Origin of the sequence: Neorhizobium sp. JUb45 (assembly GCF_004343585.1) — a bacterium.
Classification (GTDB): domain Bacteria; phylum Pseudomonadota; class Alphaproteobacteria; order Rhizobiales; family Rhizobiaceae; genus Neorhizobium.
Genome location: NZ_SLYW01000001.1, coordinates 362,504 through 387,575, shown reverse-complemented (window position 1 = coordinate 387,575; position 25,072 = coordinate 362,504). Strand labels below are relative to the sequence as shown.

Here is a 25,072-nt window from a genome sequence, read left to right as displayed (position 1 = left end):
ACTCAGCCGGCGCGTGCCAGGTCATGCGGCGGCTCCAGCGTCACGGCGTTGCGGCCGCCCGTTTTTGAACGGTAGAGCGCGGCATCGGCGCGGCCGAGCGTGGCTTCAAAAGTTTCGCCATCTCCAACCAGAGCAATGCCGAAACTGGCGGTAATGTCCCTGATCGGCACGCCGCCGCGCAAAGCATGCGAAACACCGGCGCGGATGGTTTCCACCAGCGCCACCGCCTCGTGAATATCCACATCCGGCAAAACGATCGCAAATTCCTCACCGCCGATCCGCGCCACCAGATCGCCCTTGCGACGCTCCGACAACAGATGCGCGGCAAAAGCCTTCAGCACCACATCGCCGCCGGCATGGCCAAGACGATCGTTGATCGATTTGAAACGGTCTATATCGGCCAGCACCACCACCAGTGGGCGTCCTGCCCGACCGCCGGAAGCAAAGATTGGCGTCACCGCCTGCTCAAGGCCGCGTCTGTTCAAAAGCCCGGTCAGCGGATCGGCGATCGCCTGCCGGCGCAATTCCTCAGCCAGATCGGCGGCAACGATCAGAAGCGTCAAAAGCCCGGTGGCGATCATGCCGGTCGGCGTGCCGATCGACAGCACGGCGATGAACACCGGATTTCCGATCATACCGCCATCGCGCGCCAACCATGCGGCGATGCCAACGCTGCAGATATAGGCGCCGTACACAACGAACAGCCAGCGCACGGTGGCAGCCAGCCGACTGGAAGAACCGATCGTGAAAACGATGATGGCAACCATGACGGCATCACCGGCGGCGGTGATGATGCGGTTCAACATCCGCCCCTCTCCCCCGCCGATGACGAAATAGCAGGTGAGCAAGGCCAGCGTCGCGATGACCCAGCAGCCGATAGTCAGGCGGTTGCCGCGCCCTGCCCGCAGCCGAAAACCCCAAGCCAGAAAGGCAAAGCTGGCAACCGATGCATGGCAGGCCAGCATGGCGAGAAAATCGCTATGACCGGACAGCGGCCCGCCGATGATGCGCGTACCGTGCCCGAGCGCCGCGGCCATGAAGGAAAACGCCCAGATCAGCGCATGGGTCCTGCGCCCGAACTGCCACCAGGCGACGAACAATGCAAAGCCGATCAGCAGGCTCGCGATGGCAAGGCTGGAGGAGGTTATAAGAGCTGACAACATGGCGGATACGTAAAGCTTTACTCATAAAGAAAGCCTTACATTGCCACAAAAGACGGTGACTATCCTCATCTGCATATCGGAAAGCGTAACCGGCAGACATGACACAGGCGTCATATGCCGGCTTTTGCGGCTTTGACGAAGGCCGATTGTACCGGCGCCCGAAACCGCCTTGCATTCTCTCCCCGCATTGCACAAACTCGCCTTAACGAAGATGCACCGGTCCATTCAAACGAGACCGGGCAAGGGGCGCCCGCAAAGGGCCTTAAGGGGAACGATGTCGATCAAGGCAAGCGTCTACCATCTTACTCACTATATCTATGACAAACCCGTCCGGCTCGGGCCGCAAATCATCCGGCTGAAACCGGCAGCCCACTCGCGCACGAAAGTGCTGTCGCATTCACTGAAGGTGACACCGCAAAACCACTTCGTGAACCTGCAGCAGGATCCCTACGGCAATTACCTCGCCCGTTTCGTGTTTCCCGATCCGGTCAGCGAGTTCAAGATCGAGGTCGATCTGATCGCCGACATGACGGTCTATAATCCGTTCGATTTCTTCGTTGAGGAAGACGCGACGCTCTGGCCGTTCAAATACCCTGAGGAACTGGCCGAAGACCTGTCGATCTACATGATCCCGGAACCGCCCGGCCCGGCGCTGATCGATTACCTTCGCGATTTCGACATGTCGCCCGACCAGCCGACCGTCGACATGGTGGTCGGCATCAACGCCCGCCTGCAGCAGGCGATCGGGTATGTCATCCGCATGGAACCGGGCGTGCAGACGCCGGAACAGACCCTGCTTTCGGCCATGGGGTCCTGTCGCGACACATCCTGGCTGCTGGTGCAGATCCTGCGCAATCTCGGTTTTGCCACCCGCTTCGTCTCGGGTTACCTGATCCAGCTGACGCCGGACCTGAAGGCGCTCGACGGCCCCTCCGGAACGGAAGTGGATTTCACCGATCTGCACGCCTGGTGCGAAGTCTATCTTCCCGGCGCCGGCTGGGTGGGTCTCGACCCGACCTCCGGGCTCCTGACCGGCGAAAGCCACATTCCGCTGGCCGCCACCCCGCATTACAGCAATGCCGCACCGATTTCCGGCGGGTATTTCGGCGAGGCCAACACCGCGTTCGATTTCGCCATGAACGTCACCCGCGTGGCCGAACATCCGCGCATCACCAAACCGTTTTCCGATGAAAGCTGGGAAGCGCTCAATGCGCTTGGCGAACAGGTGGATCGCGTCCTCGAAGCGCAGGACGTGCGCCTCACCATGGGTGGCGAGCCGACTTTCGTGTCGATCGACGATTTCGAATCCGACGAATGGAACACCGGCGCCGTCGGCCCCACCAAGCGCGAAAAGGCCGATGTGCTGATCCGCCGCCTGCGCGAAAAATTCGCGCCCGGCGGTTTCCTGCATTACGGCCAGGGCAAATGGTATCCCGGCGAAAGCCTGCCGCGCTGGACGTTTTCGCTCTACTGGCGCAAGGACGGCAAGCCGATCTGGCAGAACCCCGATCTGGTGGCCCAGGAAGGCGGCGATTACGGTGTCAGCGAAAGTGATTCGGAAAACTTTCTCACCGCCCTTGCCGGCGAACTCGGCATCGATGCCGAGATGGTGGTGCCCGCTTTCGAGGATCCGGCCGAATGGATCATCAAGGAAGGCTCGCTGCCCGAAAATGTCGATCCGTCCAATTCACAGCTGAAGGATCCGGAGGAGCGCAACCGCATCGCCCGCGTGTTCGAACGTGGCCTGACCAAACCGACCGGCCATGTCTTGCCGGTGCAGGCCTGGAACGCCCATGCCAGCGGCGCGCCGCAGACCCGGCGCTGGATCAGCGAAAAATGGAGCACGCGGCGCGGCAAGATTTTCCTTGTGCCCGGCGACAGCCCCGTCGGTTATCGCCTGCCGCTCGGCACCCTGCCTTTCATTCCGGCCTCGCAATTTCCCTATATCCACGAGGCCGACCCCTCCATCCCGCGCGCTCCCCTGCCTGAAGCCATCGTACCGATCGGCCATGCTGGCGGTCAGGGCCGCGCCATGCCGGAGTCCTCGTTCACGGCCAGTGATCCCGCCAATCTCGGACGCGTCGAACAAACGCTGAGTGAGATTGCCGGTGCGGTGCGCACCGCGGTTTCGGTCGAGGCGCGCGACGGCCGCCTGTGCGTCTTCATGCCGCCGGTGGAAAAGATCGAGGACTATCTCGAACTGATCGCCGCTGCCGAAAACGCCGCCGCCGAACTCGGCCTGCCGGTCCATATCGAAGGTTATGCGCCACCACATGACGAGCGCATCCACGTCATCCGCGTCGCGCCCGATCCCGGCGTCATCGAGGTCAACATCCATCCGGCCGAAAGCTGGAAGGAAACCGTCGACATCACCACCGCGATCTACGAGGAAGCCCGCCAGACGCGTCTGGGTGCCGACAAGTTCATGATCGACGGCCGCCACACCGGCACCGGCGGCGGCAACCATGTCGTGGTCGGTGGCGCCAATCCGGCCGACAGCCCGTTCCTGCGCCGCCCGGACCTCTTGAAAAGCATCGTGCTACACTGGCAGCGCCACCCGTCTCTGTCCTACCTGTTTTCCGGCATGTTCATCGGCCCGACCTCACAGGCGCCGCGCATCGACGAGGCCCGCCACGATTCCATGTACGAACTGGAAATCGCGCTTTCGCAGGTACCTGTCCCAGGTCAAGGCCAGCCGCCTTTGCCATGGCTGGTCGACCGGCTGTTCCGCAACCTGCTGACCGACGTCACCGGCAATACCCACCGCTCGGAAATCTGCATCGACAAACTGTTTTCCCCGGATGGCCCGACCGGCCGTCTCGGCCTCGTAGAATTCCGCGGTTTCGAAATGCCGCCGAATGCGCGCATGTCGCTCGCCCAGCAATTGCTGGTGCGGGCGCTGATCGCACGCTTCTGGAAAAATCCGGTGCAGGGAAAATTCGTGCGCTGGGGCACGGCACTTGCCGACCGCTTCATGCTGTCCCATTACGTCTGGGCCGATTTCATGGACGTGTTGCAGGACCTGCGCGAAAACGGTTTCGATCTGCGCCCCGAATGGTTCGCCGCCCAGCTGGAATTCCGCTTCCCATTCTTCGGCGAGGTGGAGCAGCAAGGCGCCAAGCTGGAACTGCGCCAGGCGCTGGAGCCATGGCACGTGATGGGCGAACAGGGTGCCATCGGTGGCACGGTGCGGTTTGTCGATAGTTCGGTCGAACGCCTGCAGGTGCGGCTCGAAACCGGCAATCCGGAGCGTTATACCGTTGCCTGCAACGGCCGCGCCGTGCCGCTCAAGGCAACCGATACCTCCGGCATTTCGGTGGCCGGCGTGCGTTTCAAGGCCTGGCAGCCGAGATCCGGCCTGCATCCGATGTTGCCGGTTAACACGCCGCTTACATTCGACATCTATGATACATGGTCCGGCCGGGCGATCGGCGGCTGCAGATATCATGTTGCTCATCCGGGCGGGCGCAATTATGAGACCTTTCCGGTCAACGGCAATGAAGCAGAAGCACGCCGACTGTCGCGGTTCGAACCATGGGGGCACACAGCCGGGCATTATCAGCTCGCAGCCGAAGTGCCCTCGCCCGAATTTCCGCTGACGCTCGATCTGCGCCGGCCACTTGGAGTATGACGACCTCTTATGTCCACCGGACCGGCAGCCGAACGCGTGAATGAAGATGCGATCGAAAACGAACCGGCCCTCGGTTATGCGGCGCTTCCGGGCGTCGCCGACGAGATGCTGGATAAAGACGGACAGATTAGGCCGGTCTGGCGCAAGCTGATCGCCCATCTCGACCGCATGCCGGCGCGCGAGCTGCACGAGCGTTTCGCTCGCGCCGACCGTTACCTGCGCGATGCCGGCGTATTTTACCGAACCTATGACGGTAAGGACAATGGCGAGCGCAACTGGCCGATCAGCCATGTGCCCGTGATGATCGACGAGCGCGAATGGGAAGGCATTTCCAAAGGTCTCGTGCAGCGCGCCGATCTGCTGGAAGCGGTGATCGCCGATATCTACGGTGACAACAAGCTGGTGCAGGAAGGTTTTTTGCCGCCGCAGCTGATCGCCAACAACCCGGAATTCCTGCGGCCTCTGGTCGGCGTCAAACCGGTTGGCGGCCATTACCTGCATTTCTGTTCCTTCGAGATCGGCCGTGGCCCGGATGGCAACTGGTGGGTTCTGGCCGACCGCACGCAGGCCCCTTCGGGCGCCGGTTTTGCGCTGGAAAACCGCGTCGCCACCACCCGCGCCTTTTCCGACATCTATGCCGAAAGCCATGTGCATCGCCTCGCCTCCTTCTTCGGCGCCTTCCGCGATGCGCTTCAGGGCCACCGTAAGAACCCGGATGATCGCATCGCCGTGCTCTCGCCCGGTCCCGCCAACGAGACCTATTTCGAACACGCCTATATCGCCCGTTATCTCGGCTTCATGCTCTTGGAAGGCGAAGACTTGACCGTGGTCAACGACCGCGTCATGGTGCGCACCGTGGCCGGCCTGAAACCGATCGGTGTGCTCTGGCGCCGTCTCGACGCGTCCTACGCCGATCCGCTGGAACTCGACCAGAATTCGCATATCGGCACGCCCGGCATGGTGCAGGCACTGCGTTCCGGCTCGATGACGCTGGTCAACGCGCTCGGCTCCGGCATTCTCGAAACCCGCGCCCTGCTCGCCTTCATGCCCACCATCTGCCGCCGTCTGCTCGGCGAAGAACCGCTGATGCCATCGGTTGCCACATGGTGGTGCGGCCAGAAATCCGAACGCGAACATGTGGCCAAGAACATCGACCGCATGGTGATCGGCCCTGCCTATTCGCGCATGCCGTTTTTCGAGGACAATGGCCAGTCGGTGCGCGGTTCGGCCCTGCGCAAGACCGCACAAGGCTCGCTGGGTGAATGGCTGGCAAGCGACGGTGCAAAGCTGGTCGGCCAAGAGGTCGTCACGCTGTCGACCACCCCGGTCTATGTCGACGGCAAGCTGACGCCGCGGCCGATGTCGCTGCGCATTTTCGCCGCCCGCACCGAAAAGGGCTGGCAGATCATGCCGGGCGGTTTTGCCCGTATCGGTTCCGGTGACGACGTGGCGGCCATCGCCATGCAGTCGGGCGGTTCGGCCGCCGACGTCTGGATCGTCTCCGACAAGCCGGTGCCGAAACCAACACTTCTGCCGCCGGAGGAAAGCTTTACCCGTAACATGCCGGGCTCGCTGCCGAGCCGCGCTGCCGACAATCTCTACTGGCTTGGCCGTTACATCGAACGCGCCGAAGGGGCGCTGCGCATCCTGCGCGCCTGGAACGTGCGTTACGCCGAATCCGCCGATCCGAATGCGCCGCTTCTGGCCGATGTCACCCGTTACATGAAGGGGCTGGACATCGACATGGTCGAGGAAGCCATTCCGGCCACCCTCATCCGCAATCTCGACAGCGCCATCTATTCGGCCAGCAATATCCGCGACCGGTTTTCGCCGGATGGCTGGCTGGCCCTGACCGACCTTGCGAAAACAGCACGCCGTTTCCACGAAGTGGTGAAACCCGGCGATGACGCAGCCCACGCCACCACCATTCTCCTGCGCAAGCTCGCCGGTTTTGCCGGTCTCGTGCATGAAAACATGTATCGTTTCACCGGCTGGCGTTTCCTGTCGATCGGCCGCCATCTCGAGCGCGGCCTGCACATGTCCGGCCTGCTCGGCCACATGTCCGGCACAGAAGCCCCCGATGGCGCGCTCGACATGCTGCTGGAAATCGGCGACAGCGTCATGACCCATCGCCGCCGCTACAATGTGGCGACCGCCCGCCTTACCATCAACGACCTGCTCGGCCTCGACCAGCTCAACCCGCGCTCGATCCTCTTCCAGCTGCACGAGATCCGCAACGAGGTGGAACAGCTGCCCAATGCCAAGCTCAACGGCCAGATGTCACCCTTCCTGCGCGAGGCCACCCGCCTCTACTCGGGCCTTGCGGTGATGACGCCGGAAGCCATGGACGGCGAGGTCTACGAACGGCTGGAGCAGGATCTCGGAAAACTCTCCGACATTCTCGGCCAGACCTATCTGCATTGAGGTCTTTTCGGGTGGCGTTCAGGCCATCAAACGCTGTTCATTGGCACCTTGACGTGACATCACATACGATATCATATTAAGGTCATGATGGTTGTGGACGCGAATGTTGTGCTTTCGGCCATGCGCTCGTCGGCAGGCGCGTCACACCTGCTTTTGCGGGAAATGCTTGTCGGCAAGGCTCCCTTTGCCGTGTCACCAGCCGTCGCCTTCGAATACGAAGATTTGCTGAAACGGGAAGGTATTTTCGGCGATGAACCGTGGATCCGCCCGGACGAGATTGACACGGTGCTGGATGCACTCTTCAGCCAGGCCTATCTCGTTTCTCCATGGTTTCGTTTCAGGCCGTTTCTGAGCGATCCGAAGGACGACATCTATATCGAATGCGCCCTGACGGCCGAGGCGACATTCATCGTCACGCATGACAGACATTTTCGCCATCCAGCCGTTCGTGCATTCGGGATGACAGTCGTGAGGCCGGCGGATTTTCTGGCGGAATTGATGACAAGGAGGCAGCCGAAATGACTACATATCCTCTCAGAATAGCAGATCACGTCATGGAGGAAGCCAAGCGCGCAGCGGCGGAAGACAACGTGTCGCTCAACCAGCTGCTTTCAGCTTTCATCGCAGACGGTATCGGCCACAGACGTGCGATCATGAGCCTTAAGGAACGGGCGGCCCGCGGAAATGTCGATGCGGCGCTTTCAATTCTGGATCGCACTCCGAATGTTGTGCCCGACCCCTCCGATGAACCGGCCGACGCGAGAACTGCATAAGGAGAGATACAGCCATGCTCTACGATCTCTCCCTGCACATGGGTTATGTTTATGACGTGCCGGCCTCCGGCGCGCGCCATGTCATCCGCGTTCTGCCGCTCTCGCTTCCCGACCGCCAGCGGCTGATTGCCGGTGCCGTGACGGTGACGCCGAATGCCGAGGAAAAGACGACGTTCATCGATTTTTTCGGCCAGCAGGCAACCTCGGTGTTTCTGCGCGCGCCGCATGAGCGGCTGGATATCCGCATGCATGCCCGCGTCTCGGTCGAAACCCCGGCGATCACCGCCGACCTCTCGCCGACGCTGGAGGTGCTGCGCGAAGAGCTGGCCGGCGTGCTGTCGGTGGATGCGACATCACCCCATCATCTGACGGGACCAAGCCCCCGGCTGCGCGACGATCCGCAGATCGCGGCCTATGCCCGCGAAGGTCTGAAACCTGGCCAGACGGTGCGCGAGATCGCCGCGGCGCTGTGTCGCCGCATTCACAAGGATTTCAAATACGATCCCGAAGCGACCACGGTGGACACCACGCCGGGCGAAGCCTTCAAGCTGAAGAGTGGCGTCTGTCAGGATTTTTCGCATGTGATGATCGTGGCGCTGCGCAGCCTCGGCATTCCGGCCGGTTACGTTTCAGGTTTCCTGCGCACCATCCCGCCACCGGGCAAGGAACGGCTGGAAGGCGCCGATGCCATGCATGCCTGGGTGCGCGTCTGGTGCGGCGAGACGACCGGTTATGTCGAACTCGATCCCACCAATGACATCACCGCCGGCAGCGACCACATCGTCGTCGCCTATGGCCGCGATTACGCCGATATCGCCCCGGTCATCGGTGTGCTGAAAACCTACGGAACCCACCAGACGGTGCAATCCGTGGATGTCGTTCCGCTGAAATAAACGAATTTGTATCATATTTCTCGAAATACATAAAATTCAGCGCAGTTTCTTAAGCCTCTCTCCACTCACAAAGCGATATGCACGCTATAGGGGTATAAATGTGAGCGGGGATCACAATGGGCATTTCAAGGCATCTTGCGCAGCTTATCCGTGACCGCGGCGGCAACTTTGGGATTATTACCGCATCAATAATACCCGTACTGGTAGGCGTCGCTGGCATTTCCATCGATGTAACGCGCGCCATGCAGGTCAAGGCCGAAATGCAGGGAATAGCCGACTCCGCAGTGCTGGCTGCGGCGACATCGCTATCCAACAAAAAGGACTTTACCGAAGCGCAGGCCAAGGATCTCGCCAACACATTCTACGCCACCCAGATCGTTCAGGTCAGCAGGAGTGGAAAGGAGACCGAGACAGAGCTCGCAGCTATGGTCAAAGCCATCAAGGACGCAACAACCACAACGATCGTGACCAAGGCAAACGGCGCGAAGGGTAAGATCTACGACGTCTCCATCGCCTCGAGCTATACGATGCCGGTCAATCAGATGACGGCGATCGTCACCGGGCCATCCATCACGCTCGGCACCAAGGCGGCCTCCCAAAGCGCGACCGAAAGCCAGAACGCCTTCTCCATGTATCTCGTCCTCGATCAGTCCGGGTCGATGAAATACAACACCAATACGAAGGAATGCATCAAGACCAACAACGCCGGCAAATGCACCAAAGAGGAATATGTCAAGAAGATCGATGCGTTAAAGGGGGCTGTAAAAGGTCTTCTTAAGGTTATCGCCGAAGCAGATCCGAACCAGATGTATGCACGCCTTGGTGCGGTTTCGTATAACGAAAAGATGCAGGACCCCGAGCCCATGTCATGGGGTACCGCTGCTGTCGGCGAATATGCCGCGGATCTGCCGGCAGACGGATCAACCAATTCCGGCGAAGCGACCGCGCTGGCTTACGCGACCCTTGCCGCCACGGGCAAAGGCTCCGAAAACGATGCCCATAATAAGAAGAATGGCCAGGTCCCAAGCAAATTCATCGTCCTGATGACGGACGGCGAAAACAATGTCGGCAATGCCGACGTCGTGACCAAGACCGCCTGCAACCTTGCCAAAGCCAAAAATATCACCGTGTATTCGGTGGCGTTCATGGCTCCGCCACCCGGCCAGACGCTTCTGAATTATTGTGCATCGACATCTGCCCATTACTTCAATGCCGAAAGCTCCGCCGAACTCGCGGCGGCCTTCAAGTCTATCGGTGAAGCCGCAGCGAAAGGGATAACGCGCCTGACGCAATGAACGTTTGCCGAGCCAGGAAAAGCCGGAATTACCTGAAAGAGGGTTGGGAAACTGTCCTAAATGAGGGCGGTTTTCCCGAGATTCTGCACATGCCTAAAATTCGATGGAATAATTTAGGCCCCTGTCTACGCATCGCCGATAAACCAGCCTCCATGGGTTCCAATGGATTGGGCTGGGGCAATGAAGATCTCTCACACTCTTTCGCGTTTCCTGAAGGATCGCGGCGGTAATTTCGGAATTATGACGGCAGTTATCGCGCCGCTGGCGATTGGTGCCGGCGGCATTGCGATCGACCTCACGCAGGCCATGCAGGTCAAGGGCGAGTTGCAGGCGATAGCGGATTCCGCGTCGCTCGCCGCTGCAAGGGCCCTGTCTGAAGAAGAGGACATGACCAGCGCCAAGGCAAAAGAGCGTGCCGAAAAGATCTATGCCGGCCAGATCGTCAATTTTCTGAAGACCGGCAAGGAAACCGACGGCGAGATCGATGCCATGATTGCCGCGCAGATAGCTGCGATGAAGGTCACGATCACCGAAACGGCCAATGGCAGCCGCGGCAAGAGTTATTCAGTCACGGTATCGTCAAACTACCAGATGCCGCTCAATGCGATGACCAGCCTCGTCGCAGGCAAAAGCATGACTTTGGCCGCATCGAGCACCGCATCCAGCGCCACCGAATCGACCAACGGCATTTCCATGTATCTGGCGCTCGACCGTTCGGGCTCGATGTCGTTCAAGACCTCGACGGTCATCAAGAACACCAGTTGCGTCAATTATACTGCATCGAACTGGGGATACAAAAACACAAAGGATAAGTATGGAAATCCTTATCTCAAGGCAGAGAGCCCCTGCTACGTCCGCAAGATCGATGCGTTGAAGACAGCCGGCGCCACGATGTTCACGGCGCTTAACACGGCCGACAAGAATTCCAACCTCGTTCGCGTCGGCGCGGTTTCCTATACGGACGAAACCCAGACAGCTTCGGCGCTCGACTGGGGCACGGCGAAGGCCGCTAAATACGTCGCCAGTCTACCCAGCCTGCCAGAGGGCGGTACCGATGCCAACGGCGCGATGACGGTTGCCTTCGATGCTCTCAAGAGCAGCAATTCGGCCGAAAAGGAAGCTCATGCCAAGAAAGGGAACAACAGCTTCTCGCGGTATATCGTATTGATGACCGATGGTGAAATGACAGGCTACAGCTCCGCCTTCAATAGCGGCCTCGATCAATCTGTTCGCGCCAAATGCGCGGCCGCCAAGAAGGACGGCATCCAGATTTTCACTGTTGCCTTCATGGCGCCGGCAACCGGCAAGTCGCTCCTGAATTACTGCGCCAGCGATAGCAGCTACTATTACGAGCCGGACGATATGAACGATCTGGTCACCGCCTTCGGCGAAATCGCCGAAAAAGCGGCAAAGGCAACGACCCGCCTGACCAACTGATCGCCAATCCGGCCCGCATTATTCACAGCCCTCGCTGCCCGCAGCGGGGGCTTTGTTATTTCTGCCGAATTTCCTTTTCCGATCTTGTCGAATAGACCATCGCCCCGATATTGCCAGTCCATCATAAGAATGCATAAACTGTGGTTTAGAGCATGCCAGACGACTGAATCGGACGACCCTCCCATCCGCTCCTCCAGCAAAGTTGGCGATACAATGAGCACTACCGTCTTTTCCAATGACCTTCCTCATCCCGCTCCGCGTTCCTCGCGCCCGGAGATCATGGCTGCGGAGATCATCGAACGTCTCACCTACCGCATCGGCAAGGATGTCCAGGTCGCAAAACCGCATGACTGGCTGACCGCCACCATTCTCGTCGTGCGCGACCGCATCATCGACCGCTGGATGGAAAGCACGCGTCAGGCCTACCGGACAGGCCAGAAGCGCGTCTATTATCTATCGCTGGAATTCCTGATCGGCCGCCTGATGCGCGATGCCGTTTCCAATCTCAACCTGATGTCGGAAATCCGCGATGCCCTGACGTCGCTCGGTGTCGATATCAACGTCATCGCCGGCCTCGAGCCGGACGCCGCCCTTGGCAACGGTGGTCTCGGCCGTCTGGCTGCCTGTTTCATGGAGAGCATGGCGACGGTGGAAGTGCCGGCCTATGGCTACGGCATCCGTTATATCCACGGCCTGTTCCGCCAGCAGATGGCCGATGGCTGGCAGGTGGAACTGCCGGAAACATGGCTTGCCCACGGCAATCCGTGGGAATTCGAGCGCCGCGAAAGTTCCTATGAAATCGGTTTTGGCGGCTCTGTCGAGACCGTCGGCGGGTATGACGATGCCCCGCGCTACGTCTGGAAGCCGGCCGAACGTGTCATCGCCATGGCCTATGACACGCCGGTCGTCGGCTGGCGGGGAAAACGCGTCAACACGCTGCGCCTGTGGTCGGCCCAGCCGATCGATCCCATCCTGCTCGATGCGTTCAATGCCGGCGACCATATCGGCGCGCTGCGCGAGAGCAACAAGGCGGAAGCGCTGACCCGCGTTCTTTACCCGGCCGATGCCAACCCGGCCGGTCAGGAACTGCGTCTGCGTCAGGAATATTTCTTCTCGTCGGCCTCGCTGCAGGACATTTTGCGTCGTCACCTGCAACAATATCCGGACTTCACCAACCTGCATGAAAAGGTGTCGATCCAGCTCAACGACACCCATCCGGCGATCTCGATCGGCGAGTTGATGCGCCTGCTTTGCGACGTGCATGGCATGGAGTTCGAGGAAGCGTGGGAAATCACCCGCCACACCTTCTCCTACACCAACCACACGCTGCTGCCCGAAGCGCTGGAAAGCTGGCCGGTGCCGCTGTTCGAACGCCTGCTGCCGCGCCACATGCAGCTGGTCTATGCGATCAACGCAAAGATCCTGCTGGAAGCCCGCAAGGAAAAGAACTTTGGCGAGAGCCAGATCCGTTCGATCTCGCTGATCGACGAAAGTGGCGATCGCCGCGTGCGCATGGGCAACCTTGCCTTCATCGGTTCACATTCGGTCAACGGCGTCTCGGCGCTGCATACCGAGCTGATGAAGGAAACCGTGTTTGCCGACCTGCACACTCTCTATCCGAAGCGCATCAACAACAAGACCAACGGCATCACACCGCGCCGCTGGCTGATGCAGTGCAACCCGGGCCTGACCTCTCTGATCCGCGAAGCGATCGGCGACAAGTTCATGGATGATACCGATGCGCTGGTGGAACTCGACAAGTTCGCCGACGACAAGGCATTCCAGGAAAAGTTCGCGGCCGTGAAGCGCGCCAACAAGGTGGCGCTCGCCAATCTGGTCGGCAGCCGCATGGGCATCCGTCTCGATCCGTCGTCGATGTTCGACATCCAGATCAAGCGCATCCATGAATACAAGCGCCAGCTTTTGAACATTGTCGAAGCCGTTGCTTTGTATGATCAAATCCGCTCGCATCCGGAACTGGATTGGGTTCCGCGCGTTAAGCTCTTCGCAGGCAAGGCAGCCCCCAGCTACCATAATGCGAAACTGATCATCAAACTCGCCAACGACGTGGCGCGGGTCATCAACAACGACCCCGCGGTTCGCGGTCTTCTGAAAGTGGTGTTCGTGCCCAACTATAACGTCACGCTGGCCGAGACCATGGTCCCGGCCGCCGACCTGTCCGAGCAGATCTCGACGGCCGGCATGGAAGCGTCTGGCACGGGCAACATGAAGTTCGCGCTGAACGGCGCGTTGACGATCGGCACGCTTGATGGCGCAAACGTCGAAATGCAGGAACATGTCGGTGCGGAAAACATCGTCATCTTCGGCATGACGGCTGAAGAGGTCACCAACCTGCGCGCCGGCGAATACAATCCGCGCGAAGTCATCGAGGGTTCGCGCGAACTGTCGCAGGCGCTGGCCGCCATTTCGTCCGGTGTCTTCTCGCCGGATGACCGCAACCGCTTCACCGCCCTGATGGACGGTATCTACAACAACGACTGGTTCCTGGTTGCCGCCGATTTCGACGCCTATGCAAAAGCACAGCGCGATGTCGACCAGATCTGGACCGATCAGACGTCCTGGTATTCCAAGACGATCCGCAACACGGCCCGGATGGGCTGGTTCTCATCCGACCGCACCATCCGTCAATATGCGACGGAAATCTGGAGAGCCATATGACCAAATCGCCCAAAGATCTCGGGGAAGCCGGCGCTCGCAACGAGACCCGCGCTCCCGGTGAGATTCCTCTCTCCGAGATCGAGGCGATCATCAATGGCAAACACACCAATCCCTTCGCCGTTCTGGGTGTCCACCAGATCGGCGAGGGATTTATCGCCCGCTGCTTCATTCCCGGCGCCGAGGAAGCCATCGTGCTCACCCTCGACGGCAAGGATCTCGGCGAGCTGAAACTGCGCCACGAAGCCGGTTATTTCGAAGGCATGCTGCCGCTCACCAGCCAGCAGCCGCTGCGCTACCGCGCCGCCCGCGGCGATGTCGAATGGGCGGTCACCGACCCCTATTCCTTTGGCCCTGTTCTTGGCCCCATGGACGATTATCTGCTGCGCGAAGGCTCGCATCTGCGCCTGTTCGACAGGATGGGCGCGCATCCTTTAAAACATGAAGGCGTCGAAGGGTTTCACTTTGCCGTCTGGGCACCGAATGCGCAGCGCGTGTCGGTGGTTGGCGAGTTCAACAACTGGGACGGCCGCCGCCACGTCATGCGTTTGCGGCAGGATACCGGCATCTGGGAAATCTTTGCGCCCGACGTACGCACCGGTTCCGCCTACAAATACGAGATCGTTGGTGCCGATGGCACGCTTCTGCCGCTGAAGGCGGATCCCTATGCCCGCCGCGCCGAAATGCGCCCGAAAACGGCTTCCGTCACCACGCCGGAACTCGAGCAGAAATGGGAAGACGCCGCCCACCGCGAGCATTGGGAAAAGGCCGACCACCGCCGTCAGCCGATTTCCATCTACGAAGTGCATGCCGGCTCATGGCAGCGCCGCGACGATGGCTCCTTCCTCTCTTGGGACGAGCTTGCCTCGCAGCTGATCCCTTACGTCACCGACATGGGTTTTACCCATATCGAATTCCTGCCGATCACCGAACATCCCTATGATCCGTCATGGGGTTACCAGACGACCGGTCTCTACGCCCCCTCCGCCCGCTTCGGCGAACCGGAAGGTTTTGCCCGTTTCGTCAACGGCTGCCACAAGGTCGGCATCGGCGTCATTCTCGACTGGGTGCCGGCGCATTTTCCGACCGATGCGCATGGCCTTCGCCATTTCGACGGTACAGCACTCTACGAACATGCCGACCCGCGTCAGGGCTACCATCCCGACTGGAACACCGCGATCTACAATTTTGGCCGCGTCGAGGTTCTGTCGTATCTGATCAACAACGCGCTCTACTGGTCGGAAAAATTCCACCTCGACGGGTTGCGCGTCGATGCCGTCGCCTCGATGCTCTATCTCGACTATTCCCGCCGCCACGGCGAATGGGTGCCGAACGAATATGGCGGCCGCGAAAACCTCGAATCCGTGCGTTTTCTGCAGAAGATGAATTCTCTCTCCTACGGCGCCCATCCCGGCGTCATGACCATCGCGGAAGAGAGCACGTCCTGGCCGAAAGTTTCGGCGCCGGTGCATGAAGGCGGGCTGGGTTTCGGCTTCAAGTGGAACATGGGTTTCATGCACGACACGCTGTCCTATATGGGCCGCGATCCGGTGCACCGAAAGTTCCACCACAGCGAACTGACCTTTGGCCTCGTCTACGCTTTTTCCGAAAATTTCGTGCTGCCGATCAGCCATGACGAAGTGGTGCACGGCAAGGGCTCGATGATTGCCAAGATGGCCGGCGACGACTGGCAGAAATTTGCCAATCTGCGCGCCTATTACGGCCTGATGTGGGGTTATCCCGGCAAGAAGCTGCTGTTCATGGGCCAGGAATTTGCCCAGTGGAGCGAATGGAGCGAGGAGCGCGCACTCGACTGGAATCTGCTTCAGTACAACATGCACGAGGGCATGCGCCGGCTGATCCGCGACCTGAACTTCTGCTACCGCTCGAAACCGGCGCTGCATGCGCGCGATTGCGAGGGCGAAGGGTTCCGCTGGCTGATCGTCGATGACGACGACAATTCGGTTTATGCGTGGCTGAGAATGTCGCCGGGAGAGAAGCCGGTGGCGGTGATCTGCAATTTTACGCCCGCTTACCGCGAAAACTACCGAATTCCCTTGCCGAATGCCGGCCGCTGGCGCGAAATACTCAATACCGATGCCGAGATCTATGGTGGCAGCGGCAAGGGCAATGGCGGACGCGTGCAGGCGGTCGATGCGGGAGGCACGATCTCTGCCGAAGTGACGCTGCCGCCCTTGGCGACGATCATGCTGGAACTGGAATAACGGCTGCCGCCGCAAGATCGTGTGGAGCGGTTTTGCGGCAAAGACAGAACAAAGACGTCTAGCGGACAAGAAGTCGAAATTTGGGGAGGATGAAATGACCACGAAACGCGTTCAACCACTCGCACGTGATGCCATGGCCTATGTTCTGGCCGGCGGCCGCGGCAGCCGCCTGAAGGAACTGACCGACCGGCGCGCGAAACCAGCCGTCTATTTCGGCGGCAAGACCCGCATCATTGATTTCGCGCTGTCCAACGCGCTCAATTCCGGCATTCGCCGCATTGGCGTCGCCACCCAGTACAAGGCGCATTCGCTGATCCGCCACATGCAGCGCGGCTGGGATTTTTTCCGTCCCGAGCGTAACGAAAGTTTCGACATCCTGCCGGCCTCGCAGCGCGTCTCCGAAACTCAGTGGTACGAAGGCACGGCCGACGCCGTTTACCAGAACATCGACATCATCCAGGACCATGGCGTCGAATACATGGTCATCCTTGCCGGCGACCACGTCTATAAGATGGACTACGAGTTGATGCTGCAGCAGCACGTCGATTCCGGTGCCGACGTCACCGTCGGCTGCCTGGAAGTGCCGCGCATGGAAGCCGTGGCCTTCGGGGTCATGCATGTCAACGCCAAGGACGAGATCATCGATTTCGTCGAAAAGCCCGCCGATCCGCCGAGCATTCCCGGCGATCCGGATCATGCGCTGGCCTCGATGGGCATCTACGTCTTTCACACCAAATTCCTGATCGAGGCGCTGAAACGCGATGCCGCCGATCCGAATTCCAGCCGCGATTTCGGCAAGGACATCATTCCTCACATCGTCGCCAATGGCAAAGCCGTCGCCCACCGATTTGCCGACAGCTGTGTGCGTTCCGATTTCGAGCGCGAGCCCTATTGGCGCGATGTCGGCACCATCGATGCCTACTGGCAGGCGAATGTCGACCTGACGGCCATCGTGCCGACGCTTGATATCTACGACAAGTCCTGGCCGATCTGGACCTATCAGGAAGTCACCCCGCCAGCGAAATTCGTGCATGACGACGAAGACCGCCGCGGCTCGGCAATCTCCTCGGTCGTTTCGGGCGATTGCATCATTTCCGGCTCGTCGCTGAACCGCAGCCTGTTGTTCACAGGCGTGCGCGCCAATTCCTATTCGCGCCTCGACGGTGCCGTAATCCTGCCGAATGTGCGTATCGGACGGCATGCCCAGCTTCGCAATGTCGTCATCGATGCCGGTGTAACCATTCCGGAAGGACTGGTAGTCGGCGAGGATCCCGAGATCGACGCAAAGCGTTTCCGGCGCAGCGAGGGCGGGATCTGCCTGATCACCCAGAAGATGATCGACAAGCTCGACATCTGAGACGAAACGGGGTTTTGAAGACGAAAATGCAGGTTCTGGCCGTCGCATCCGAACTCTACCCGCTGGTGAAAACCGGCGGGCTTGCCGATGTGGCCGGTGCGCTTCCGCTTGCGCTGAAACATTATCGCGTCGCCACCAGAACGCTCATCCCCGGTTATCCCGCCGTGATGGCCAAGCTACGGGGCGACACCACGCTGAGCCTGCATTTCGACGATCTGCTCGGCGTCTCCGCCGATATCATCGAAACCCGGATCGACGGCCTCGACCTTCTGATCCTCGACGCGCCGGAACTGTTCGACCGCCCCGGCGGCCCTTACGCCGATGCGACCGGCGCCGACCATGCCGACAACTGGCGCCGCTTCGCCGCCCTGTCGCTGGCCGCCGCGCGGATTGCGGCGGGCGAGATGGACGGCTGGCAGCCGGATCTCGTGCATGTGCATGACTGGCAGGCCGGTCTGGTTCCCGCCTATATGCGCTACAGTGACGGCCCGGAACTGCCGAGCCTGATCACCATCCACAACATCGCATTTCAGGGCCGCTTCGACGCCAGCATTCTGCCGCATATCGGCCTGCCGGCGCATGCCTATGATATCGACGGCGTCGAGTTTTATGGCGGCGTCGGTTACTTGAAAGCCGGCTTGCAGGCAGCCTGGGCGATCAACACCGTCAGCCCGACCTATGCCGAGGAGATCCTCACGCCGGAATTCGGCATGGGCCTAGAAGGCCTGCTCGCCGCCCGTTCCGAACACTTGTCCGGCATCGTCAACGGCATCGATACCGATGTCTGGGACCCGCGCGCCGACGCAGACCTGCCCACCCATTACAGCGCCTCGACCCTGAAGGCCCGCAGCGCCAACAAGCGCGCCGTCGAAGCCCGCTTCGGCCTCGACGAGGATGATGGTCCGTTGTTCTGCGTCATCTCGCGCCTGACCATGCAGAAGGGCATGGATGTGCTGGCCGACCTTGCCGACGAGATCGTCGCCATGGGCGCCCGCCTCGCCGTGCTCGGCTCCGGCGATCCGGCGTTGGAACAGGCACTCTCTGCCGCAGCCACCCGCCATCATGGCCGCATCGCCATCAACCGTGGTTATGACGAGCCGCTGTCGCACCTGATGCAGGCCGGCTCCGATGCCATTCTCATTCCATCCCGTTTCGAACCCTGCGGACTGACCCAGCTTTACGGCCTGCGCTACGGCTGTGTGCCGGTGGTCAGCCGCACCGGCGGTCTCAACGATACCGTCATCGATGCCAACCCGGCCGCAATATCGGCCGGAGCAGCCACCGGCGTGTCCTTCAACGCCGTCACCACCGATAACCTGCGCCGCGCCATCAGGCGCACTGTCGGTCTCTACCAGAGCCCCAAGATCTGGTCGGCCATGCAGAAGCAGGGCATGAAATCGGATGTCTCCTGGGACAAGAGCGCCGGCCTTTACGCCGACCTCTACGCCCGCCTCATTGCAAATAAAGGATGATCATGTTCAAGACCGTCTCCACCACGCCCTACAAGGACCAGAAGCCAGGCACCTCGGGCCTGCGTAAAAAGGTTCCGGTTTTCCAGCAGGAGAACTACGCCGAAAACTTCATCCAGGCGATCTTCGACAGCCTCGAAGGGTTTGACGGCAAGACGCTGGTGATCGGCGGCGACGGCCGGTATTACAACCGCGAAGTCATCCAGAAGGCGCTGAAAATGGCGGCAGCTAGCGGCTTCGGCAAGGTCATGGTCGGCCAGGGCGGCATTCTGTCCACCCCCGCCGCCTCCAACCTCATCCGCAAATACAAGGCGTTCGGCGGCATCGTTCTGTCGGCCAGCCACAATCCCGGCGGCCCGACCGAAGACTTTGGCATCAAGTACAATATCGGCAATGGCGGCCCGGCACCTGAAAAGATCACCGACGCGATCTTTGCCCGCACGCAGGTCATCGATACCTACAAGATCGCCGAGGTCGCCGATATCGATCTCGACAAGATCGGCACTTTCGATCTCGCGGGTATGACGGTGGAAGTGGTCGATCCGGTCACCGACTACGTCATCCTGATGGAAGAACTGTTCGACTTCCCGGCGATCAAGGCGCTGATTGCCGGCGGCTTCAAGGTCGTGATCGACAGTATGGGCGCCGTCACCGGCCCTTACGCCGTGGAAATCCTCGAAAAGCGTCTTGGCGCTCCGGCTGGTTCGGTGCGCAATTCCACGCCGCTGCCGGATTTTGGCGGCCATCACCCGGACCCGAACCTCGTCCACGCCAAGGAGCTTTATGACGACGTCATGAGCCCGACCGGCCCGGATTTCGGCGCCGCTTCCGATGGCGATGGCGACCGCAACATGGTGGTCGGCAAGAACATGTTCGTCACCCCCTCCGACAGCCTTGCGATCATCGCCGCCAACGCGACGCTGGCACCGGGTTATGCCAAGGGCATTGCCGGCATCGCCCGCTCCATGCCGACCAGCGCCGCCGCCGACCGCGTGGCGGAAAAACTCGGCATCGGCATGTATGAGACGCCGACCGGCTGGAAATTCTTCGGCAACCTGCTCGACGCCGGCAAGGCAACCATCTGCGGCGAGGAAAGCTTTGGCACCGGATCGGATCACGTGCGTGAGAAGGATGGTTTGTGGGCCGTGCTGTTCTGGCTGAACATTCTGGCCGTGCGCAAGGAAAGCGCCTACGACATCGTCACCAAACATTGGGCCGAATACGGCCGCAACTACTATTCGCGTCACGACTATGAAGAGGTCGACAGCGACGCCGCCAACGGCATGATTGCCGCCCTGCGCGAAAAGCTTAGCTCCCTTCCCGGCCAGGCATTCGGCAATCTGAAGGTCGCCGCTGCCGACGACTTTGCCTATAACGATCCGGTCGATGGCTCGGTGTCCAAGAACCAGGGCGTGCGCGTCCTGTTCGAAGGCGGCAGCCGCGTGGTTTTCCGTCTGTCCGGCACCGGCACCTCGGGCGCCACCATCCGCCTCTACGTCGAACGTTACGAGCCGGACGCATCCCGTCACGCCATCGAAACGCAGGAGGCTTTGGCCGACCTGATCGCGGTAGCGGACGAGATTTCCGAGCTGAAAAAGCGTTCGGGCCGTGATGCCCCGACGGTGATTACCTGAGGTTCTTGCTACTGAAAACGAAAGGTCGACGGATGTCGCTGCCCCCCTCTGCCCTGCCGGGCATCTCCCCCACAAGGGGGGAGATCGGACGTGGCGATGCCCCGCCTTTCTCTTTCCTCGGCGTCCGCGATAATCTCAGCGATCGAGATGAAACGAGGATCGTGCCCCCAGCCGATCTCCCCCCTTGTGGGGGAGATGCCTGGCAAGGCAGAGGGGGGTACACCTCATAATGCCACACACTTATCCCCTCGGCGCCACCCTCACCCCTGATGGCACGCACTTCGCCATCTGGTCCTCGACCGCCGAAAAGATCGAACTCTGCCTGTTCGACAACGACACCGAAACCGCCCGCCACACGCTCATCCGCGGTAATGAGGGCATCCACCACATCACCCTTCCCGGCATCACCGCCGGCCAGCGTTACGGTTTTCGCGCCCACGGCACTTACGATCCCGATCACGGCCTCTGGTTCGATCCGTCAAAACTCCTCGTCGACCCCTACGCCCGCGAACTCGACCGCCCCTTCCGCCACGATGTCCGGCTGATGCGTTTTGGCGAAGACACCGCCGATATCGTGCCAAAAGCCATCCTCACGCCGGCCGCCCCCATCAACGTCACGTCACCAAAATTCAAACCCGGCGGTTTTGTCTATGAAGTCGCCGTGCGCCCCTTCACCATGCTGCACCCGGATGTGCCGGAAGAACAGCGTGGCACCATCGCCGCACTCGCCCACCCCGCCATCATCGCGCATCTCCAGAAAATCGGCGTCGATGCCATCGAACTGATGCCGATCACCGCCTGGATCGACGAACGCCATCTGCCCCCGCTGGGCCTAACCAACGGCTGGGGTTACAATCCCGTCGCCTTCATGGCGCTCGATCCGCGCCTCTGCCCCGGCGGCATCACCGAGCTACGCGAGACGGTGGCGAAACTGCACGATGCCGGCATCGGCACCATTCTCGACCTCGTGTTCAACCACACCGGCGAAAGCGACCGTTACGGCGCGACGCTTTCCATGCGCGGCCTCGACAACCTTTCCTATTACCGCCATCTGCCGGATGCGCCCGATGTGCTGGTGAACGACACCGGCACCGGCAACATGGTTGCCTGCGACCATCCGGTGGTGCAGCGACTGATCATCGACACGCTGCGCCATTTCGTGTCCGAAGCCGGTATCGACGGTTTCCGTTTCGACCTCGCCCCGGTGCTCGGCCGCACGGCAAACGCTTTTGTGCGCGATGGCGGCACGCTTTCAGCCATCCTCGCCGACGACGTTATGACCGACCGCATCATGATCGCCGAACCCTGGGATATCGGCCCCGGCGGTTACCAGCTCGGCAATTTTCCAGCCCCCTTCCTCGAATGGAACGACCGCGCCCGCGACGATATCCGTCGCTACTGGCGGGGTGACCATGGCCTGACCGGCACGCTGGCGAGCGCTCTTGCCGGCTCCTCCGAGATTTTTTCCCGCCACGGCCTCACCGAAACCCGCAGCGTCAATTTCCTCGCCGCCCATGACGGCTTTACGCTGATGGATCTCGTTTCCCATCAGCACAAGCACAACGAGGCAAACGGCGAGGACAACCGCGACGGCCACGGCGAAAACCTGTCATGGAACAACGGCACAGAAGGCGCGACCGAAGACCCAAACATCCTCGACAATCGCCGCCGCGACGTGATCGCCCTGCTCTCCACGCTGTTTGCCAGCCGTGGCACGGTGATGCTGACGGCGGGTGACGAAGGCGGGCGCTCGCAGCGCGGCAACAACAACGCCTATTGCCAGGACAATGCCATCACCTGGGTCGACTGGGCAAAACTCGATCCGGCCATCATCGCCCATACCGCTTTTCTTGCGCGCATGCGCAGGCGTTTTCCGGCCTTTGCCGACACGGCGTTCCTGACCGGCGCAGACGATGTCGCATGGTTTTCCGCCAGCGGTGCAGCAATGACGGTCGAGGACTGGCAACGCGGCGATGCGGCAACGCTGACCATGGTGCTTGCCAAGCCGGACCGTGACAGCGGGCGCAACGTCCGTGTCGCCGTGCTGTTCAACCGTGGCCACGAAACGGTCGCTGCCGATCTGCCCGGAAACAACTGGAGAACGCTGGCATATGCCGGCACAATCACTAGAATGGAGCTGCCGCCACGGTCCGTCAGCTTCGCACTCGAGGCCTGATCCAGCCTGCGGCCAGCAAATCGCTTTTTGCGCCATGTGATGTGTGCAAAGCTTGGCGATACTTGCCGGGAATCACCTGCCATCCGAAAGAGAAATCCATGCCGCGTGAAATTTCGTTGAGGGATGTAAGCGATCTCGTCGGAACGGAAATCGGCGTGTCCAGCTGGATCACCGTCGACCAGACGATGATCGACACCTTTGCCGATGCCACCGACGACCACCAGTTCATCCATGTCGACCCTGAACGCGCCGCGAGCGAGAGCCCGTTCGGCGGCACCATCGCCCATGGGTTTCTGACGCTGTCGCTGTTGTCGACGATGAACTACGACAGCCTGCCGGTGATCCGTGAACAGACGATGGGCCTCAATTACGGCTTCGATCACATCCGCTTCGGCTCGCCGGTCAAGACCGGCAGCCGCATCCGCTGCCATTTCACGCTGAAGGAAGCGCGCTTTCGCGGTGCCGCCATGCTGATGACCACCTATGATATCTTGATCGAGATCGAGAACGAAAAAAAGCCGGCGCTGACCGGCAGCTGGACGACGATCGTGCAGTTCGATCCAAAGGACCGGCCCGAGGACGCCTGAGATAAGCAAACCGCAATTTTCTGATGCACGCCAAGCCATTGCGATGTTAGGCTCGGGATATTCATCCCCGGCTCAGGAGGCTGCATGTTTCCTCTCTCGCATATGATGAAATCCTTTATCCGCAAAGGCAAGCTGACGGTCATCGATGCCGACGGCAAGCGCCACATCTTCTCCGGCACGCCGGGTCTCGAGGTCACCATGCGGCTGACCGATCCAAAGCTTTACAAGAGCCTCGTTTTCAATCCCGAACTCGCGGCCGGCGAAGCCTATATGGACGGCACGATGCGCTTTGAGGAAGGCTCGACGCTGCAGGATTTCTTGACGCTGTTTTCGGTGAACCGCCTGTCGCTCGGCTCCTATCCACTGCAAAAGGCGCTGCGGGCCATCAAGATGAAATTCCGCAAACGCCAGCAGTCCAACCGCAAGGGGCAGGCCCAACAGAACGTCGCCCACCACTACGATCTCGGCAACGAATTCTACAAACTCTTCCTCGACGACAACATGCTGTATTCCTGCGCCTATTTTCGCGAGGACGGCGAAACGCTGGAACAGGCGCAACGCAACAAGCTGCGATTGCTGGCGGCAAAACTCGGCCTGAAACCGGGCATGAAAGTGCTGGATATCGGCTGCGGCTGGGGCGATCTGGCGCTCTATCTCGCGAGCCTCGAAGACGTGCAGGTTCTGGGCGTGACGCTGTCGAAGGAACAGCAGGCGCTGGCATCGGAACGGGCCCAGAAAGCGGGTCTGGCCGACCGCGTCAAATTCGAGCTGCGCGACTATCGCGACGTCACGGAAAAATTCGACCGCATCGTCTCGGTCGGCATGTTCGAACATGTCGGCGTGCACCACTACGACGAGTTCTTTTCCAAGATCAATACGTTGATGCCGGATGACGGCGTCATGGTTCTGCACTCGATCGGCCATATGAGCCCGCCGGGCATGGCAAGCCCATGGCTGCGCAAATACATCTTTCCGGGCGCCTATTCGCCGGCGCTCTCCGAAGTGTTCGAGGTTGTAGAACAGAACAGCCTGTGGGTGACCGATGTGGAGGTTCTGCGGGTGCATTACGCCACGACGCTCGCCCACTGGAACGCGCGTTTTCAGGCCAACCGCGACAAGGTGATCGCGCTTTACGACGAGCGTTTTACCCGCATGTGGGAATTTTATCTGATCAGCGCCGAGATGATGTTCCGCACCGGCAGCCAGATGGTCTTTCACATGCAGCTGTCGCGCAAGCGCGATGCCGCTCCGATCGTGCGCGATTACATCACCGACAAACAACGCGATTATATCGATCGGGAAAAGCGGCTCGACCTATCCCTTTAAGGACAG

The 25,072-nt window shown here is 60.6% G+C and carries 16 protein-coding genes; 15 read left to right on the top strand and 1 reads right to left on the bottom strand.

The features are described from left to right. Positions 1 to 2: 2 nt before the first annotated feature. A complete protein-coding gene (locus EDF70_RS01715; protein ID WP_132271528.1) occupies positions 3 to 1,163 on the bottom strand; it encodes a GGDEF domain-containing protein in 1,161 nt (386 codons plus the stop codon). A gap of 274 nt (positions 1,164 to 1,437) precedes the next feature. Between EDF70_RS01715 and EDF70_RS01710 the strand changes: the two genes are divergently transcribed. The 15 genes from EDF70_RS01710 to EDF70_RS01635 all read left to right on the top strand — a co-directional run bounded on the left by EDF70_RS01710 (position 1,438) and on the right by EDF70_RS01635 (position 25,066). Beyond that, entirely contained in the window at positions 1,438 to 4,794 is a 3,357-nt protein-coding gene (locus EDF70_RS01710; RefSeq protein WP_132271527.1) for a transglutaminase family protein, read from the top strand. Between the two features lie 9 nt (positions 4,795 to 4,803). After that, the gene (locus EDF70_RS01705; protein WP_132271526.1) at positions 4,804 to 7,218 is read left to right on the top strand and encodes a circularly permuted type 2 ATP-grasp protein; all 2,415 of its coding nucleotides are present in this window, start codon (positions 4,804 to 4,806) and stop codon (positions 7,216 to 7,218) included. A gap of 87 nt (positions 7,219 to 7,305) precedes the next feature. Continuing rightward, positions 7,306 to 7,740 carry a PIN domain-containing protein gene (locus EDF70_RS01700; RefSeq protein WP_245519062.1) on the top strand — a complete coding sequence of 145 codons (435 nt, stop codon included), beginning with the start codon at positions 7,306 to 7,308 and terminating at the stop codon, positions 7,738 to 7,740. Further along, positions 7,737 to 7,991 carry a hypothetical protein gene (locus EDF70_RS01695; RefSeq protein WP_132271524.1) on the top strand — a complete coding sequence of 85 codons (255 nt, stop codon included), beginning with the start codon at positions 7,737 to 7,739 and terminating at the stop codon, positions 7,989 to 7,991. The genes EDF70_RS01700 and EDF70_RS01695 overlap by 4 nt, the downstream gene beginning before the upstream one ends. Positions 7,992 to 8,005: 14 nt before the next feature. Continuing rightward, positions 8,006 to 8,884: a transglutaminase family protein gene (locus EDF70_RS01690; protein ID WP_132271523.1), complete on the top strand. Its 879-nt coding sequence runs from the start codon at positions 8,006 to 8,008 to the stop codon at positions 8,882 to 8,884. Between the two features lie 116 nt (positions 8,885 to 9,000). Next, a complete protein-coding gene (locus EDF70_RS01685; RefSeq protein WP_132271522.1) occupies positions 9,001 to 10,179 on the top strand; it encodes a TadE/TadG family type IV pilus assembly protein in 1,179 nt (392 codons plus the stop codon). Positions 10,180 to 10,359: 180 nt separating this feature from the next. Next, positions 10,360 to 11,616 carry a TadE/TadG family type IV pilus assembly protein gene (locus tag EDF70_RS01680; RefSeq protein ID WP_132271521.1) on the top strand — a complete coding sequence of 419 codons (1,257 nt, stop codon included), beginning with the start codon at positions 10,360 to 10,362 and terminating at the stop codon, positions 11,614 to 11,616. 213 nt (positions 11,617 to 11,829) lie between these two features. Further along, a complete protein-coding gene (locus EDF70_RS01675; RefSeq protein WP_132271520.1) occupies positions 11,830 to 14,295 on the top strand; it encodes a glycogen/starch/alpha-glucan phosphorylase in 2,466 nt (821 codons plus the stop codon). After that, positions 14,292 to 16,517 (top strand): 1,4-alpha-glucan branching protein GlgB, encoded by a 2,226-nt coding sequence (glgB, locus tag EDF70_RS01670; protein ID WP_132271519.1) that lies wholly within the window; start codon positions 14,292 to 14,294, stop codon positions 16,515 to 16,517. The genes EDF70_RS01675 and glgB overlap by 4 nt, the downstream gene beginning before the upstream one ends. 94 nt (positions 16,518 to 16,611) lie before the next feature. Continuing rightward, a complete protein-coding gene (gene glgC, locus EDF70_RS01665; protein WP_112728652.1) occupies positions 16,612 to 17,874 on the top strand; it encodes a glucose-1-phosphate adenylyltransferase in 1,263 nt (420 codons plus the stop codon). Positions 17,875 to 17,900: 26 nt separating this feature from the next. Further along, entirely contained in the window at positions 17,901 to 19,346 is a 1,446-nt protein-coding gene (glgA, locus tag EDF70_RS01660) for a glycogen synthase GlgA (RefSeq protein ID WP_132272525.1), read from the top strand. 2 nt (positions 19,347 to 19,348) lie between these two features. Beyond that, positions 19,349 to 20,977 (top strand): alpha-D-glucose phosphate-specific phosphoglucomutase, encoded by a 1,629-nt coding sequence (locus EDF70_RS01655; RefSeq protein ID WP_132271518.1) that lies wholly within the window; start codon positions 19,349 to 19,351, stop codon positions 20,975 to 20,977. Positions 20,978 to 21,206: 229 nt separating this feature from the next. Continuing rightward, positions 21,207 to 23,153 (top strand): glycogen debranching protein GlgX, encoded by a 1,947-nt coding sequence (gene glgX, locus EDF70_RS01645; RefSeq protein ID WP_132271517.1) that lies wholly within the window; start codon positions 21,207 to 21,209, stop codon positions 23,151 to 23,153. Between the two features lie 98 nt (positions 23,154 to 23,251). Beyond that, positions 23,252 to 23,740: a MaoC family dehydratase gene (locus EDF70_RS01640; RefSeq protein ID WP_132271516.1), complete on the top strand. Its 489-nt coding sequence runs from the start codon at positions 23,252 to 23,254 to the stop codon at positions 23,738 to 23,740. Between the two features lie 84 nt (positions 23,741 to 23,824). Further along, a complete protein-coding gene (locus tag EDF70_RS01635) occupies positions 23,825 to 25,066 on the top strand; it encodes a cyclopropane-fatty-acyl-phospholipid synthase family protein (protein WP_132271515.1) in 1,242 nt (413 codons plus the stop codon). Positions 25,067 to 25,072 lie beyond the last annotated feature (6 nt).